The sequence below is a fragment of the Sinomicrobium oceani genome (assembly GCF_900119185.1).
Lineage (GTDB): Bacteria > Bacteroidota > Bacteroidia > Flavobacteriales > Flavobacteriaceae > Sinomicrobium > Sinomicrobium oceani.
Window position 1 is genome coordinate 21,605 of record NZ_FPJE01000019.1, and the last position, 15,395, is coordinate 36,999.

The following is a 15,395-nucleotide window of genomic DNA, read 5'->3' on the forward strand; positions in this document are numbered from 1 at the left end:
ATTGCTATGAAAAAGAAAACACATCACCTCAAAATAAAACTGATATATGCCCTGGCATTCGGAACATGTCTCGCGCTATTCATTATTATGTCGGTATCTTCTCCGTCCCCGAACACCACGATTCTCGGGAAATGGCAGGAAGTTTCATGGGAATACGAAAAACTTCCGGACGCTCATACGGCTGCCCTGGGTAAACATATAAACAACACACTCAGAAACGAGATTACACGTGAACTGGTTATTCACCAGGCCGAAACCTGGGAATTTCTTCCGGACGGCAAACTATTGCTACATACCGACGCGAAGTCTGTCCCCTTGCAATGGACATTAAAATCCCGCGGAAACATCCTGAAACTCGACCACTGGGAAACGTCCCCGGAACACTATAATCTTCAGGCATTAAATGAAAATGAAATGGTCCTGTATTTCAATACGGATTTACAGGCCAAAGGGATTGCCAAGATGAAGTTCAAAAAAATTCACCAGAAAGATTATGCTCAGAAAATTCAATAATAGCAGAACAATACGAGACAACATTCAGTTAGGCTCATTGACTGCCTTTTCAGCTGGTATGGTTAACGTAACATCGGTTATTATCTTCTTCGCCTTTACATCTAATGTAACCGGACATTACGCCATACTGGCTGAAGAAATATCCAAAGGCAACTGGTACCAGGCGGCAGTTGTCTTTGCATGGATTTTTATGTTTTTCGCCGGCAACTTCTGTTCCAACCTTATCGTTATCAATTTTAATCAGAAGAACACCTATGCCGCGCATTCCGCCCCCCTGATGATCGAGATAGCCTGTCTGCTTGCAGTGGGCACGTACGGTCAGTTTTTTTACCGCGAAACACTTAACGAAACAGAAATTATGGTTGCGCTTATGCTCTTCGCCATGGGGATACAAAACGGGCTCACCGCAAGCATATCCAATTTCTCTGTAAAGACCACACACTTAACCGGGCTTACTACAGACGTCGGCCTGCTTACCTCCATGTTCACTAAAAGAGAATACAGGGAAGATAAAAGTCTGCGTGCGAGAGCACGGGTCCTTTTTGCTATCGCAACTTCTTATGTTACCGGGGGGATCTTTGCAGGTGTTGTGTACCAGCAGATAGGCTTTATGGTTTTCTATATCGCTTCTTTGGTGATAGGCGTCATCATCTGCTACGAATATTACAAGATAAAAATAAGAAAAATGGTCTGGAACAGGAGAAAGCGAAGCTCCCGGTGTAAAACTCCGGTTATTCCCGAACAGCATATCCGGCCTATGCCGGAAAACGTTCATAGCGGACGTTAAACCGCCTCAAAACAAAATTTTGCAGGTGGAGACCAGAAAAAATATCCGGCTTTACAATAAGCCTGAATATTCAAATCCCGGGACCTGCCCGGATCTAAAAATTACTGACGACTGAATATGAATTATAGTTTTGTTCTCTATTGTTAAATCAGAAGTCAGTTACTTGGTTGGTTCTTGGATTATTTCCGACAGAGATCACTCCCGCTGTCAGGGCGGGGGTGTTCCATGTCACCACCACACGATCTTATTCTTCTTTCCGATGACATTAAGCACGAGGCTACTTTACAGGGTATAAAAACGCCCGAAAACAGTTGTACTTAGACATTGCGTAATAAGCCTCCAAAAAAAAATCCGGGTCATCATATACCCCGGATTGGTTGTTTGATCCACTTGTAGATTTCGCTAATCTATCTACAAACAAAAAGGCTGTCCGTTCCCGGACAGCCTTTTTAATTTTATATCATCTACGAGGCTTATGCCAATGTAGCTATATGCTTAGCAAGGCTTGATTTCAAATTAGCTGCTTTGTTTGCGTGAATAACGTTTTTCTTAGCCAATTTGTCGATCATAGATACTACAGACGGAAATAAAGTCTCAGCTTCTTTCTTATCCTCAGTACCACGTAATTTTTTGATAGCATTACGGGTAGTCTTATGCTGGTACCTGTTTCTCAGGCGAACCGCTTCATTCCTTCTTATTCTCTTTAATGCCGACTTATGATTTGCCATGTTGTCTTTCCTTAGCTGTTAATCTAAATAATTAAAATCTTCGTACGGGTTGTTTATTCCCGTTAAACGGTTGTGGATAAAATCACACCTCCTCAAATTTTGTAGTCCGTAGGGGAATCGAACCCCTGTTACCAGGATGAAAACCTGGCGTCCTAACCCCTAGACGAACGGACCATTTTTAAAATGAATATTACCATTCCAACAAAGAGGACCTCACTGTGCCACCTTTATTTCTCAGTACATATTCACGCTCCAAAGAACTTGTAGTCCGTAGGGGAATCGAACCCCTGTTACCAGGATGAAAACCTGGCGTCCTAACCCCTAGACGAACGGACCGTTTTTTATTTCAAATTGCGGATGCAAAAATACAACTATTTTTATACGAAGCAATACCTAAGGCAAATTTTTTCTTATTTTTTCAAAAAAAAATTCAAACTTCGTTTTTACGCATCCCCAACAGGTTTTACGGGCTACAAAGGTAGCATAAAATCTCAAATTACCATACAAAAATTCCCCGAACGCTATCAACTTACCCACACCGGCCTGTTTTAGTTTTCCTGGTGTCTTTAACTTCTAACCGTGAGGTTCTGTGCTACAACACCAGGACACCCGCTATGGCCGATAATACGATCAGAAAGATCGGATTGATCTTTTTTAATCCGTACTGGCAGACCGCTATAAAAAGCGCTATCCCAATCACCTTCCATCGGATATTGGTAAAAGTGTCGCCGAAAAAGGTATTTTCACCGATTTGCAACCCGGCAAACATAATAAGGGCAATGGTCACCGGCTTCAGGCTTCCGAAAACCGCTTCTTTTATCGGGTGTTCTTTAACCTTCATAAGGAAACGGGACATCAGGAGCATGATAATGACCGATGGTGCCGCAAGGGCTCCGGTGGCTACGACACCCCCGGTTACCCCTGCCACGCTGTTCCCGACATAGGTAGCCGAATTCATGGCTATGGCGCCGGGAGTCATCTGGGCCAGGGACAATACATCCATAAACCGGTCGCTGGTCATCCAGCCGTGCTTCTCGAATTCTATGATAAACAGGGGAACCATGGTTAACCCTCCTCCGAAACTGAACAGCCCTATCTTAAAGAACACCCAGATAAGTGTCAATAAATCCATGATCATATCGATGCCTTTTTAGTGCGGTGACCAAACCATTTCCAGATGACAAAGCCCGAAATTCCACCCGTCACAATAACAAGTATCGGGTGGGCTCCACAAAACAGGGCAAGCAGGGCCAGTAAAAAAAATACATAAGAAATGCTGCCTCTCATCCCCGACCTGAAAAGCGTATATACCGATCTACAAATCATAACTACCAGACACGCTCTGATACCTGTAAAAGCTTTTTGTACGATATCGCTTTCAAAATGGTTTCCGGCCACATAATACAGTATCGTAATAATAAGAAGGGACGGCACAATAATGCCCAGTGAAGCTACCACACCTCCGAGCGCCTTTCCTTTGGTGTTACCAATATGCGTAGCCGCATTGATTGCTATGGTTCCCGGGGTCATTTGCGAAAAAGAAATGATCTCCAACAATTCTCCCTTGTCTATCCATTTTTTCTTCTCGATCAACTCCCGCTCCAGGAGTGGTATCATAGCATACCCCCCACCGAACATAAAAAAACCCACTTTCAGAAAAGAAAGGAATAACTGAACATGAATATGCTCCGATATCCTTCCGAAAACCAACTTTGATTCCATCATCAACACATTTTAAACAGGCAGCCAGGTCATGTCATAAAAAAGCCGTATCCGTACCGCCAGCTCAACCATAAAAACCGTTTTTTTAATATCTAAAAGATCCACACCACGGCAACTACTTTGCATAACACCATTTTAAAAAGCAGCTAACCAAAACCTTATTTTATACTCCTTCATCTTCCTTCTTTCCTTTATAGGCAAAATAAAACACCTGTGGCAGGACCGTAATGGAGAGAATCATACAAACGATGAGTCCTCCGACAATCATTATGGCAAGTGGTTTTTGTATTTCCGATCCCATGCCGGTGGAAAGTGCAGCCGGCAGGAGTCCCATGGACCCCATCATAGCGATCATTAATACGGGCCGGATACGGCCATATACCGCATCGGATATTGCCTCTTTCAGAGGCTTGTGTTTTTTCAATTGCTGCCGGATATTCCCGATAAGCACAATACCGTCTATAGTGGCTACCCCGAACAGGATAATAAAACCTATACCTGCCGAAATACCAAAGGTAGTTCCTGTAATCCAGAGCGACAAATATCCCCCGATAAAGGCAAAAGGAATCACAATACACGAGATGAGCGTATCTTTAAGGTTACCCTCGAAGTTCATCCACAACAGGAAGATAATGAGTATCAGACAAACGGGGACTATGGTGTATAGCCGTTTGGTGGCCCGTTCTTTTGATTCGAATTCTCCGGCCCATTCGGTTTTGATATGCTCCGGAAATTCCACCTGTGCTCCTACCACTTCCCTGGCCTCTTCTATGGTGCTCCCGAGGTCGCGGTTCTCTATACTAAAGCCTACTCCTATATAACGACTGCTCCCTTCGCGATAGATAAATGCCGGACCGGTATGAAAATCGATGGTGGCGATCTCTTTGAGCGGCACGCGTTTTCCGTCTTTGGTCGGGATCAGTATTTCTCCGATCTTTTCATCCGTATCTCTGTATCCTTTGGCAAACCGGAGACGTACATCGAACATTCTTTCATTTTCATAGAACGTGGTAGCCGCCTGTCCGCCGATAGCCATTTCCACCACGGCCTGTGCGTCCGACATATCCACGGCATATCGGGCCATCTTGTGGTCGTGCAATTGTATACGCAATTCCGGCAGCCCGATATTCCGGTACACATTGAGGTCTTCTATCCCTCTTACATCCCGGAGCGCTCCGGCCACCTGATCGGCGTAATCCTCAAGTTCAAAAAGGTCATCCCCGAATATCTTAACCACGAGTGAGCTCTTCACCCCGGCCACATATTCCTCTACATTATCCTGTATGGGCTGACTGAACCCGAAAACAACACCCGGATAGGTCTGCAGGGTTGCCCGCATCTCCTCCACCAGTTCTGTCTTATTCAGGGAACGCTTCCACTCGTTTTCCGGGAAGAGCTGTATGTGAAACTCTATGTTAAAAAAGCCTGTGGGGTCCGTACCGTCATTAGGTCTTCCGGTCTGGGTAAGAATAAACTTTACTTCTTCGTATTCGCGAAGCTTGTTCTTCATTTCCTTCGTAAGCTTCACCGCCTCTTCCAGGTTGACACTATTAGGCAGGGTTGCCCGCACATATACCGCTCCTTCATTGAGCTTCGGCAAAAATTCCGAACCGTGGCTGAGGAACCCGAAAACCGTTACGGCAAGCAATCCGCAAAATACACCTATTGTCGCCTTTTTGTGTCGTGTAGTCCACAGGAACCACTTGTACAGGCCGTCACGGAAAAATCGGGTTATCATATTATCTTTTTCAACGATATTTTTGGTAAGGAGCAGTTTGCACATCGCCGGCACGTAGGTAAGGCTCAGGATCAGCGATCCCAGCAGGGCAAAACCAAGCGTATAAGCCAACGGGGAGAACATTTTTCCTTCGACTTTCTGAAAAGAAAAGATCGGCAGCAAGGCTACGATGAGGATAAACAGGGCAAAGAATATATAGGAGGCCACTTCTTTGGCACTCTTTTTAATGATCCCGGCTTTGGACATCCTGTTAAAACGCTCCATGCCCAGTTCCTTAGCCTTGTGCTCCAGTCCCACAAAAACCCGTTCGGCAATAACGAGGGCTCCTTCCAGTAACAACCCGAAGTCGAGGGCTCCCATAGAGATCAGGTTGGCCGGCATACCCATGATCCGCAGCATGGTTATGGCAAAAAGAAAGGCGAGCGGGATCACGGAGGCCACGATAAGGGTCATCCGCCAGTTGTAAAGAAATATAAACACAATAAGAGACACCAAAATAATACCTTCAATAAGGTTTTTGGTGACGGTATTTACCGTGACATCCACCAGTTCGGTCCGGTCTATAAATGGCTCGATCCTCACATCTTTGGGGAGTATGCGCTCGTTCAGGTCCCGGATCTTGTCTTTCAGACTGGTAATGACCTCTCCGGGATTTTCTCCGCGAAGCATGATAACAATACCTTCCACCAGGTCATCTTCATCCTGGAGTCCGACCTGTCCCAGACGGGGCTTGGCCGCGATCTTTACTTCGGCCACATGCTTTACGGTAACAGGAGTAGACCCTTTGACCTCGATAAGTATATTTTCGATATCCTCTACGCTTTCCAGCAGCCCTACCCCACGGACCACGTAAGCCTGGCTTCCCTGCTCAATAATATCTCCGCCCACATTGATATTACTTTTGGAGACCGCTTCGAAAACATCCAGGGGCGAGAGCCCGTAGTTGATAAGTTCTGTGGGGTGTATCTGTATTTCATATATCTTTTCCTCCCCGCCAAAGCTCACAATATCCGCAACGCCGGGTACTGCCACCAGCTCCCGCTCGATCACCCAGTCGTGGATAGCAGTAATTTCTTTTATCGGCCTGTCACTTTTTACGACGTAACGAAAGATCTCCCCGGTCGCTCCGGAAGGCGGTTCTATCTCAGCTTCCGCTCCGGTCGGGAGGTCTACACTCTGCAAACGGTTTGATGCATATTGCTGCGCAAAAAAGTCATCGGCCTTGTCATTGAACAAAACCGTTACGACAGACAATCCGAAAAGCGATATGGAACGTACTTCGGTCTTTCCCGGGATGGTATTCATCTCTTTCATGACCGGAAGCGTGACAAACTTCTCCACTTCTTCCGCACTCCTTCCGGGCCATTGAGTAATAATACGCGCCCGGGTATTGGTCACATCCGGAAACGCCTCGATCGGGGTATGTATATAACTCACGACCCCGGCCACCAGTAAAAGGATCGTAAAGAAAAATACGATCACCGGATTCTTCAGGGAAAAAGCAACGATATTTTGAACAAATTTAGTCATCTCGCCTGTATATTATAAGCCGGGAAGCATCAGAGCCGCTTCCCGAAGCGGGCTGAAAAGCGCCTAATTATTATCTTTTATTCTTTCGTAAATAAGCAACTGATTGGTCGACACCACCTGTTCACCTGCCTCAAGGCCTTCTGCAACATAGGCCGTTCCGCTGTTTTTTCCGAGCAGTCGTACATGCCGCACTTCCATCGTACAATCGTCTTTGTACACCACGACAAAATTCTGATCGTTATTGAAAATCAGTGCTCCCGTAGGGATACTCACCGCTTCTTCCCCCTGTTCTCTTTTTGCCGTAATATCCGCAGACATCCCGGGTTTCAGTTCCTGATCTTCATTAGGGATTACGACCCAGGCTTTCAGTACTCTTTCTTCGTTGTCGAACACCTGGGAGATCGAGGTTATTTTCCCTTCGAATACTTTGTCCGGGTAAGACAGGGTACGAATCTCAACATACTGTCCGGCATGGAGCTTGGTGACATTTCCGGCATAGATATTGAGTATCACCCATACTTCACTCAGATCGGCTACGGTAAACAGCGTATTACCTTCTGCCGATATCTGCATTCCGGCCGTTATATTTTTTTCTGTAATAACCCCGGACATCGGTGCTTTGACCTGGAACCCGGCCGTCCCCTTACTGCTGCCGTACAATCCCAGGGTAGCGGTAACATTTTCCAGGGCAGCCTGTTTTGTTTTCAGTTCGCTTTGTGCCGTGAGATAATTTTTCTGCGAGGCGATCCCGTCCTCATACATCGATTTTACAGCACTCAGCTCCCGTTCCGCAACAGCGATCTCTCCTTCCAGGCTTTTCCGTTCGGATTGCAGGTTGTTTAGTTCCGAACTCTGTATCTCGGCCAGCACCTCGCCCTTGGTCACTACATCCCCAAGCGAAAACCAGGTCCTGGAAACGACTCCTCCTACCAGGCTGGTAAACGGGACGACCTTATCCGGATTGCTCTGTACGATCCCTGTCAGGGTGATATTCTCGCGTACCGGCTGCAAACGGGCCGGTTCGAGTGTCACTTTTTTCCGGAACGAGTCGTCAAGACAATACCGCTCTGTCTTTGTCGCTTCTTCCACGGGTTCCTTACAGGATATAAAAAGGGAAAAAACGGTAAGTAATGCGATCACCCCTATACCGGATCGCCTGATAGTATACCTTAGATAATAATAATCGTGTAATAGTTTCATCGTATTCTCCGCTTTATTTTAGTCTATGTCTTTACCTATTTCAAACTGAAGGTCTTCCAGTTTTTCATTGGTGGTCTTTATGGATTCCAGGATAATATTCCGGTTCTGAAGATAGGTTTCCAGGAAATCCAGGTACTCCAGCATGCTGATGTTCCGTTCCCTGAAATTACGGGTATAACTCTCCAGCAAAGCTTCCAGTTCATCCCCGTAAGCCGGGTCTATATCTTCGAGAAAAGATACTGCGGACACCAGATCGTTATAAGCCAGCATGACACCCGATCTTACTTCGAGTTCTTTCTGCTGCAACAGTAAGCCGGCTTGTTCCTGTCCTACCCGTGCAGCTTTGATATTACCCTGGTTACGGTCAAATACGGGCAGGTCCATGGAAAAGCCGAAGCCTACAAAATCGAGCATAAAGTTCCCTCCACGGTCATACCCGGCCTTGAATGTGATGTCCGGAACCCGCATCGCATGCTCATAGGCATAGTTTCTATCAGAATACGTCTTATCCAGTTTAGCCAGTTTGAGTTCGGGCTGGTGCCCCGAAGCCATGTCGAGAACGTACTCCGGATGTATCTCCTTCAATTTTTTTATTTCGGGAACGAAGTCATCGTCATCCAATACAAGGGAAATCTGTACGGGTAATCTCATCAGTACTTTCAGCTCCTTTTGAACTTTGTTGGATTCGCGCTCCAGCCGGTTGATCTCTCCTGCTATCTCCAGTCCGAGTGCCTTGAGTCTTATATACTCTCCCTTACCTATATTTCCCTGCTCAACCTGCCGGCCATAAGCCATTACCAGTTTGGCTACCGAGGAAGCTTCCTTTTCATAGACTTCCCTGTACATCTGCAGATATTGCAATTCGGTAAGATTATTACGAAACTCCCTTTTCAGGTTTCTCAATAAGTCTTCGAGGTATTCTGCTGCCATAGCTACGGAGACCTCTTCCATCGCCATCATTTTTTTCCGTTTGCCCGCAGTTCGGACCAATTGTTCCAGTTCTACGCTGATCTGCTGATTTTTCCAGTCATTTCCGGAAAGCGGGGGCAATCCGTCACCGAAATAATTGAGATTATTGGTTCCTTTACCCGTAGTCCACAGGTTTACTTCATCTACCGAAAGTGTGGGGTTCGGCCATAATTTCGCCTGAAGAAGACGGGCTTCGGCCTCATCGATCTTTAATCGTCCGGCAAGAAGCTCCAGGTTATTTTTCAGGAAGATCGCTTCGCACTGCTTTCTGTTAAGGACCAGCGTATCCTGTGCCACGGTCTGAATACACCCCATTAAACATATAACTATACATTGTATGAAAGATCTCATTACATCCCTGTTTTTAGCGATGCAAAGGACTTTATAAGGAGCTTAAAAAAAGCTTAAAACGGATAAAATTTAACTTAAAGGAAGAATAACAGTGAAGATATTGGTATCCCCGTTCTCGGAATTATAGGCGATGCTTCCGCGGTGAAGCTGCATGATTTTGTGAATAAACACCAGCCCCAGTCCGAAACCGGGTTTTCCCCTGCTGTTATCGCCCCGGAAGAAATGCCGGAACAGGTATTGCTTTTCGGTTTCCGCAATAACTTTACCCGTATTGATGATGTCAACTTTTACCGTTCCCCGGAATGTCGTGATACGTATCTGCGTACGGTGATTGCTCCCATAGTGAATACTGTTGAGCATTAGATTGGAAAAAGCGGCACGAAGGAGTCTCTCGTTGGCACTTACCGTCAATACACTATCATCTTCGGGTATCGCAGCATAGGTGACATGAAACCCATGATCCGGAAACAGGAGGTTCAACTCTTCCACAAGATCAAATATAAGTTCGTCTACACGCATTTTGGTCACAATAACCCCATCGGCAGATTCTGCCTTTGCGATCTCCAGCAATACGTTTATAATCTCTCCGAGGTTCTTGGTATCTTCCTTTTGCCTGCGGATCTGTTTTTGTATCACTTGCGGATCTGTTTCTCTTTCCAGTTTTTCAAAATTGGAAACCAGCACGGCTATCGGGGTCTTCAGTTCATGCGAAATATGATGAATGGCATACTTCTGAAACGCAAAGGCTTCACGGATACGATGTATCAGCTGGTTAAACCTGTTGGTCAGCAATACGATCTCTTTCTCCCCGCCCTGAACCGTAATGGGCTTGTCTTCGCTCTCCAGATCGTAACGGGTGATCTTACGGGTAATTTCCATGATAGGACCAGAGATCTTACGGGAAAGATAATAGGATATCAATATCAGCACCAGGGCAATGATCACAAAAATAAGAATAAGTGTATTCCGCAGAAAGCCGAGCTTGGAATAGCCGAGCGCATCGTATGCCTTACTGATCCCGTAGTAGGACTTCCTTCCGGATTCGAAATAAATCCCCACCACATCATAAGTTCCGTCCTTGGTCTCTATCCATTGTGTGTTGGGCGAAAGATCGTTAAGGATGGTTTCGGCATAAGGAATCATCGTATCGTCAAGGCTCGCGTATATCCGTTTTTTATTGCTGTTGTAGATGAGCAGTTTTTCATCGTACATAGAGTCTATGGTCTTTCGGTCGTACGATAACAGGATCTCATTGTCCACCTTCTGTACCTCGGCAAGATATTGTAGCGTTGCGGTTATTTTCTGCTTCTGGCTCTGCTGGAACTCTTCTTCCCTGTACTCGTAAAACAACGTATAGATCAGGAATAGCGACAAGCCCAGGAGCGGTATGACCGCCGCCGTAAAATACACCAGTATTTTTTTTCGAATTGTCACTGCTATCCCTGTATTTTTAAGGCCTAATCCTCGAAATAATATCCATATCCGACCCGGGTCCTGATGGATTCCTTTCCAAAGGGTTTATCTATTTTATTGCGAAGAAAGTTGATGTACACCTCAATGGTATTGGTGTTTCCGTCAAAGGCATTGCCCCATATCTCCCGTACCAGCTCTTTTTTGGATAATACTTCTCCGCGTCCGGCAATGAGCTTTACCAGTATCTGATATTCTCTCGGTGTTAACAGCACCTCTTTCCCTTGCCTGGTCACCCTTCTCTGTGCCTGGTAAATAACGAGATCATCTACCGTAAGCACTTCTTTGCCCTGCCTGTCTGCCCGGGTATTCTCACTCCTTTTGATCAGGGAATTCACACGTAGCAATAACTCCCGCATATAAAAAGGCTTGGTCAGGTAGTCATCAGCTCCGCAATCGTACCCCTGTACTTTATCTTCGAGTTCTCCGAAAGCCGTGAGCATCAACACCGGGGTCGAGGTATCGTATTCCCGGAAACTCCTGCACACTTCGTAACCGTTCTTGCCCGGGAGGTTAATATCGAGAATAACACAGTCAAAAGCGGTTTTGCGTAAAATCCGCCCGGCCAGTTCCCCGTCGAATACCGTATCTACCTCCAGGTTTTCTGCCGAGAGGGCTTCTTTTATATTGGCATTAAGAGCGGGATCATCTTCTATGAGCAGGATTTTTTTCAATACATTTTTTTTAAATGGTTTAAAAGCGTATTACTCGAGAAAAAAGTCCCGGTACTGTCTTATACGAAAATCAATAGTCGTAAAACCGGGGTCTTCCTTTTTAAGTTCCTTATACAAAGGTATTCCTCCTACGGCACGATTGGCCGAACCCGAAGGTGCAGTCAGCGAAACGGTCCGGATTTCCCGTTTGTTCCCATCCGCACCGGTGAGGGAAAAACGATGTATCCGGGGGACTTCACCGGACAATACCTCAAGTTTCATCCCGTGCTCCCGTAAATGCCTCCGGAAGAAATACTCCGGCCCGTTCTTACTGTTCCCTCCGGTGAATAACAATGTGCGTACGGTAGGAAACTTTCTGAGATATCCGAGCACATCCCTGTACGCTACCTGTTGCATGCCCAGGTCGGAAGCATCTATTTTTTCACGTTTGCAATTTTCCACGATATCGCAGATCCCTATTTTCTGCGCTTTCAAAAATGCCTTGCGTTGTGCAATAGCTTCGGACGTGGTTTCGAATTTCAGATTCAGATCAAACAACCTGTCCAGAATAACCCACAACTGTCCGTCGATACTGCCATAACAGAAATCTACATCGCCTTCCCTCAGGTCTCCCGTAGAGAAACGTGGAGGGGGTAATGTCCCTACGATGAGCTTTGTCGCTCCTTCGGGAATAAAAGGCGGATATGGATGCTGATGTATGAACAACGTTTTTTATTTTACGAAAATACCACCGTGTTATGTGGTGTACAACGACAAACAGGGCGGACCTTAATTTAAAGCTACCGTATAAAAACCAGTTCGTTTTTCTTTGCAGAGTGCTCTTCGCTATAAGAATATCCTTCATAGTCGAACCCTTTGAGATCTTCCATGGTTTTTGCTCCGGTATCGATGATATAACGCACCATAAGTCCTCTTGCTTTTTTGGCATAGAAACTTATAATTTTCAACTGATCATTTTTCCAGTCTTTAAACTGCGGAGTCACCACAGGAACTTTAAGGGCCTTGGTATCTACAGCCTTGAAATACTCATTACTGGCCAGGTTGATAAAAAGTTCATCTTTTTCAAGCTCCTTATTCAACGTCCGGGTAATCGTACTTCTCCAATACGCATAGAGATTTTCTTTGGTACCTACCTTAAGCGAGGTTCCCATTTCCAGCCGGTAAGGCTGTATGAGGTCCAGGGGCTTCAGTAAACCGTACAACCCGGAGAGAATCCGGAGTTTATCCTGTAATCCATCCAGTTTGTCTTCCGGAATGGTATATGCATCCAGTCCTTCATACACATCTCCGTTAAAAGCAAAGACAGCGGGTCTTGCGTTATCCGGGGTAAAGGGCAGGGACCATTTCTGGTTTCTTTTCCAGTTGAGTTCGGCAAGTTTATCCGATATACTCATAAGTTCCGACAATTGTTTCGGAGATTTCTTTTTCAGTATTTTATGCAGGCGTTCCGCTTCTTTTGAAAATGAAGGTTCGGAATATTTTTTGGTAGGCAGGTCCGATTCGTAATCGAGTGACTTTGCCGGTGATATGACGATTTTCATAAATTCTCTTGTTTACTTCAAATTTACGGGAAAAACAGGTTAAAGTACAGCCTGTCTCCACGTTCTTTCCGATCGTGGTATTGACATTATCTATATCCTGCCCGGATATTTGTCTTACTTACTGGCAAAGAGTTCGACATCGCTTTCACTCACCTCATCACCTCCGAGAATAATAAGCCGTTCCACGACATTGCGAAGCTCCCGGATATTGCCGGTCCAGTCGTATTCCTGCAGCAGTTTCACAGCTTTTTCGGAAAAAGCTTTGGGCTGCATACCCTGTTCCGCAGCTACCTTAGCCGAAAAATAAGATATCAGTTCCGGAATGTCTCCCCTCCTGTCGTTCAGTGACGGAACGTGAATAATGATAACGGCCAGCCTGTGATACAGGTCCTCCCTGAATTTACCTTTTTCGATTTCCTGCTTCAGGTCTTTATTGGTTGCCGCTATAACACGTACATCCACTTTTATGTCCTTATCGCTACCCACACGTGAGATCTTGTTTTCCTGTAAAGCACGTAACACCTTGGCTTGTGCGGACAGGCTCATATCTCCGATCTCATCGAGAAAAATCGTGCCTTTGTTCGCTGCTTCGAATTTTCCTGCGCGGTCCTTTACCGCTGAGGTAAAAGCCCCTTTAACATGCCCGAAGAGCTCACTTTCTATGAGTTCTCCCGGAATGGCGGCGCAATTCACTTCTATCATCGGTTCTTTGGAGCGTTCGCTCTTTTCGTGCAGCCAGTGTGCCACCAGTTCTTTTCCCGTTCCGTTAGCGCCTGTTACCAGTACCCTTGCATCGGTAGGTGCCACTTTTTCGATCATTTCCTTGATCCGGGAAATACCATCGCTCTCCCCGATCATTTCATAGTGCTTACCGACCTTTTTCTTCAGTCGTTTGTTCTCTTTTACGAGTTCTTTTTTATCGAGTGCATTACGTACCGTATTCAGGAGCCGGTTCAGGTCCGGCGGTTTGGAAATATAATCGTAAGCACCGAGTCTCATAGTCTGTACAGCAGTATCGAGATCTCCGTGGCCGGAAATCATCACAAACGGAATGTCCGGTTTTATAGCAGCGGCAGCTTCCAGCACCTCTACTCCGTCCATTTTCGGCATTTTGATATCGCAAAGTACAAGGTCGTACTCTTCTTTCTTGATCTTGTCAATCCCTGCAAGACCGTCTTCCGCCTCATCTACTTCATATTCTTTGTTCTCTTCCGTAAGTATTTTTACTAATACCCGCCGTATGGCTACTTCATCTTCTATGACTAAAATTCTGGGCATGACTCTTTTTTTTCGGTTCTACACAATCAATAACAGATTATTCCTGTTTTTCCCCGGGAATAATATGTAAATCCCGCTGCGGGAACGGTATGGAAATATTGTTCTGACGGAATTTTTTATCAATCTCAAAACGCACCTCGCTTCTCACTCTCGGTGCGGGGAATCCGTCGGGTATATAAAAATACACTCCGAAATCAAGGGAGGAATCCCCGAAATTCTCAAAAAGTACAAAAGGCTCGGGAAATTCCAGGATATTAGAATGCTCGTATGCACATTGCAAAAGCAGCTTTTCCACCAGTTTCACATCAGAGCCGTAAGCTACTCCTACCTTCACATCATCCCGTATGGTATTACCGTTCTGGGTCCAGTTGAACAGCGGATCGGACATAAATTTGTGATTGGGGACGATAAGCATTCGCCCGCCCCGGGTCTCTACCCGTGTCGTACGGAGATTAATACTTACGACCCTTCCGATCTTGTCATCTACTTCGATAATATCGCCGACATGAAGAGACTTGTCGGTAATAATAAGGATACCGGACATGATATCCTGAAACAATTGCTGCAGGGCAAACCCCAAACCTACGGCCAGTGCGGCAAGTGGTGTTAACAGTACCGTAATGTTTACCCCCGAGGTATCCAGCGTAAAGATGATGACCAGGACGTAGACAATATATTTGACAAACTGGAATATACTGAAAAACTTGTTCTTATCTGCAGTGGTGTACTTTCTCGTTATTAATTTACGGATGAGTTTGAGTACAAGATTGGTGACCAGCAAAGCTATGATGACCGCTACAAGGACACCGATGGTAATATCTACCGGGCTGTCCTTGGGCGAATAGATCTTGACGGCCAGAATATCATTTATCGTATTTACAATTTCGTTCATCG

Annotated in this window: 14 protein-coding genes and 2 tRNA genes; 2 read left to right on the plus strand and 14 right to left on the minus strand. The window is 45.7% G+C overall.

Annotation, left to right across the window (positions count from 1 at the left end; translation table 11 throughout):
• The first annotated feature begins 6 nt into the window (after positions 1 to 6).
• Positions 7 to 513 carry a hypothetical protein gene (locus BT112_RS15830; RefSeq protein WP_072318363.1) on the plus strand — a complete coding sequence of 169 codons (507 nt, stop codon included), beginning with the start codon at positions 7 to 9 and terminating at the stop codon, positions 511 to 513.
• Positions 494 to 1,300, plus strand: a complete 807-nt coding sequence (locus tag BT112_RS15835) for a YoaK family protein (protein WP_072318364.1) — start codon at positions 494 to 496, stop codon at positions 1,298 to 1,300. The genes BT112_RS15830 and BT112_RS15835 overlap by 20 nt, the downstream gene beginning before the upstream one ends.
• Before the next feature lie 473 nt (positions 1,301 to 1,773).
• On the opposite strand, the gene rpsT is transcribed toward BT112_RS15835, so the two are convergent.
• From rpsT to BT112_RS15905, 14 genes are all read right to left on the minus strand, one after another.
• Positions 1,774 to 2,028 (minus strand): 30S ribosomal protein S20, encoded by a 255-nt coding sequence (gene rpsT / locus BT112_RS15840; protein WP_072318365.1) that lies wholly within the window; start codon positions 2,026 to 2,028, stop codon positions 1,774 to 1,776.
• 102 nt (positions 2,029 to 2,130) lie between these two features.
• Positions 2,131 to 2,202 (minus strand) — tRNA-Glu (locus tag BT112_RS15845).
• Between the two features lie 90 nt (positions 2,203 to 2,292).
• Positions 2,293 to 2,364 (minus strand) — tRNA-Glu (locus BT112_RS15850).
• A gap of 256 nt (positions 2,365 to 2,620) precedes the next feature.
• Entirely contained in the window at positions 2,621 to 3,166 is a 546-nt protein-coding gene (locus tag BT112_RS15855) for a chromate transporter (protein ID WP_083564964.1), read from the minus strand.
• Complete coding sequence (locus BT112_RS15860) at positions 3,163 to 3,753, minus strand: chromate transporter (RefSeq protein WP_083564965.1); 591 nt, start codon at positions 3,751 to 3,753, stop codon at positions 3,163 to 3,165. Before BT112_RS15860 ends, BT112_RS15855 begins: the two co-directional genes overlap by 4 nt.
• Positions 3,754 to 3,913: 160 nt before the next feature.
• On the minus strand, positions 3,914 to 7,018 hold the full coding sequence (locus tag BT112_RS15865) for an efflux RND transporter permease subunit (protein ID WP_072318367.1): 3,105 nt from the start codon (positions 7,016 to 7,018) through the stop codon (positions 3,914 to 3,916).
• A 63-nt stretch (positions 7,019 to 7,081) separates the two neighbouring features.
• Complete coding sequence (locus BT112_RS15870; RefSeq protein ID WP_083564966.1) at positions 7,082 to 8,218, minus strand: efflux RND transporter periplasmic adaptor subunit; 1,137 nt, start codon at positions 8,216 to 8,218, stop codon at positions 7,082 to 7,084.
• 18 nt (positions 8,219 to 8,236) lie between these two features.
• A complete protein-coding gene (locus BT112_RS15875; protein WP_072318368.1) occupies positions 8,237 to 9,538 on the minus strand; it encodes a TolC family protein in 1,302 nt (433 codons plus the stop codon).
• A gap of 69 nt (positions 9,539 to 9,607) precedes the next feature.
• A complete protein-coding gene (locus BT112_RS15880) occupies positions 9,608 to 10,972 on the minus strand; it encodes a HAMP domain-containing sensor histidine kinase (RefSeq protein ID WP_072318369.1) in 1,365 nt (454 codons plus the stop codon).
• A gap of 23 nt (positions 10,973 to 10,995) precedes the next feature.
• A complete protein-coding gene (locus BT112_RS15885; RefSeq protein ID WP_072318370.1) occupies positions 10,996 to 11,682 on the minus strand; it encodes a response regulator transcription factor in 687 nt (228 codons plus the stop codon).
• A 30-nt stretch (positions 11,683 to 11,712) separates the two neighbouring features.
• Positions 11,713 to 12,387, minus strand: a complete 675-nt coding sequence (locus BT112_RS15890) for a uracil-DNA glycosylase family protein (RefSeq protein ID WP_072318371.1) — start codon at positions 12,385 to 12,387, stop codon at positions 11,713 to 11,715.
• 74 nt (positions 12,388 to 12,461) lie between these two features.
• Positions 12,462 to 13,223 carry a peroxide stress protein YaaA gene (yaaA, locus tag BT112_RS15895; RefSeq protein WP_072318372.1) on the minus strand — a complete coding sequence of 254 codons (762 nt, stop codon included), beginning with the start codon at positions 13,221 to 13,223 and terminating at the stop codon, positions 12,462 to 12,464.
• Positions 13,224 to 13,337: 114 nt separating this feature from the next.
• A complete protein-coding gene (locus BT112_RS15900; RefSeq protein ID WP_072318373.1) occupies positions 13,338 to 14,501 on the minus strand; it encodes a sigma-54-dependent transcriptional regulator in 1,164 nt (387 codons plus the stop codon).
• A gap of 37 nt (positions 14,502 to 14,538) precedes the next feature.
• Positions 14,539 to 15,393: a mechanosensitive ion channel family protein gene (locus tag BT112_RS15905; protein WP_072318374.1), complete on the minus strand. Its 855-nt coding sequence runs from the start codon at positions 15,391 to 15,393 to the stop codon at positions 14,539 to 14,541.
• Positions 15,394 to 15,395: the final 2 nt, after the last annotated feature.

What these genes read in the sequence shown, in the direction of transcription:
- BT112_RS15830 (WP_072318363.1), top strand. Translation starts at nt 7, where the DNA reads ATGAAAAAGAAAACACATCACCTCAAAATAAAACTGATATATGCCCTG.
- BT112_RS15835 (WP_072318364.1), top strand. Translation starts at nt 494, where the DNA reads ATGCTCAGAAAATTCAATAATAGCAGAACAATACGAGACAACATTCAG.
- rpsT (WP_072318365.1), bottom strand. Translation starts at nt 2,028, where the DNA reads ATGGCAAATCATAAGTCGGCATTAAAGAGAATAAGAAGGAATGAAGCG.
- BT112_RS15855 (WP_083564964.1), bottom strand. Translation starts at nt 3,166, where the DNA reads ATGATCATGGATTTATTGACACTTATCTGGGTGTTCTTTAAGATAGGG.
- BT112_RS15860 (WP_083564965.1), bottom strand. Translation starts at nt 3,753, where the DNA reads ATGATGGAATCAAAGTTGGTTTTCGGAAGGATATCGGAGCATATTCAT.
- BT112_RS15865 (WP_072318367.1), bottom strand. Translation starts at nt 7,018, where the DNA reads ATGACTAAATTTGTTCAAAATATCGTTGCTTTTTCCCTGAAGAATCCG.
- BT112_RS15870 (WP_083564966.1), bottom strand. Translation starts at nt 8,218, where the DNA reads ATGAAACTATTACACGATTATTATTATCTAAGGTATACTATCAGGCGA.
- BT112_RS15875 (WP_072318368.1), bottom strand. Translation starts at nt 9,538, where the DNA reads ATGAGATCTTTCATACAATGTATAGTTATATGTTTAATGGGGTGTATT.
- yaaA (WP_072318372.1), bottom strand. Translation starts at nt 13,223, where the DNA reads ATGAAAATCGTCATATCACCGGCAAAGTCACTCGATTACGAATCGGAC.
- BT112_RS15900 (WP_072318373.1), bottom strand. Translation starts at nt 14,501, where the DNA reads ATGCCCAGAATTTTAGTCATAGAAGATGAAGTAGCCATACGGCGGGTA.
- BT112_RS15905 (WP_072318374.1), bottom strand. Translation starts at nt 15,393, where the DNA reads ATGAACGAAATTGTAAATACGATAAATGATATTCTGGCCGTCAAGATC.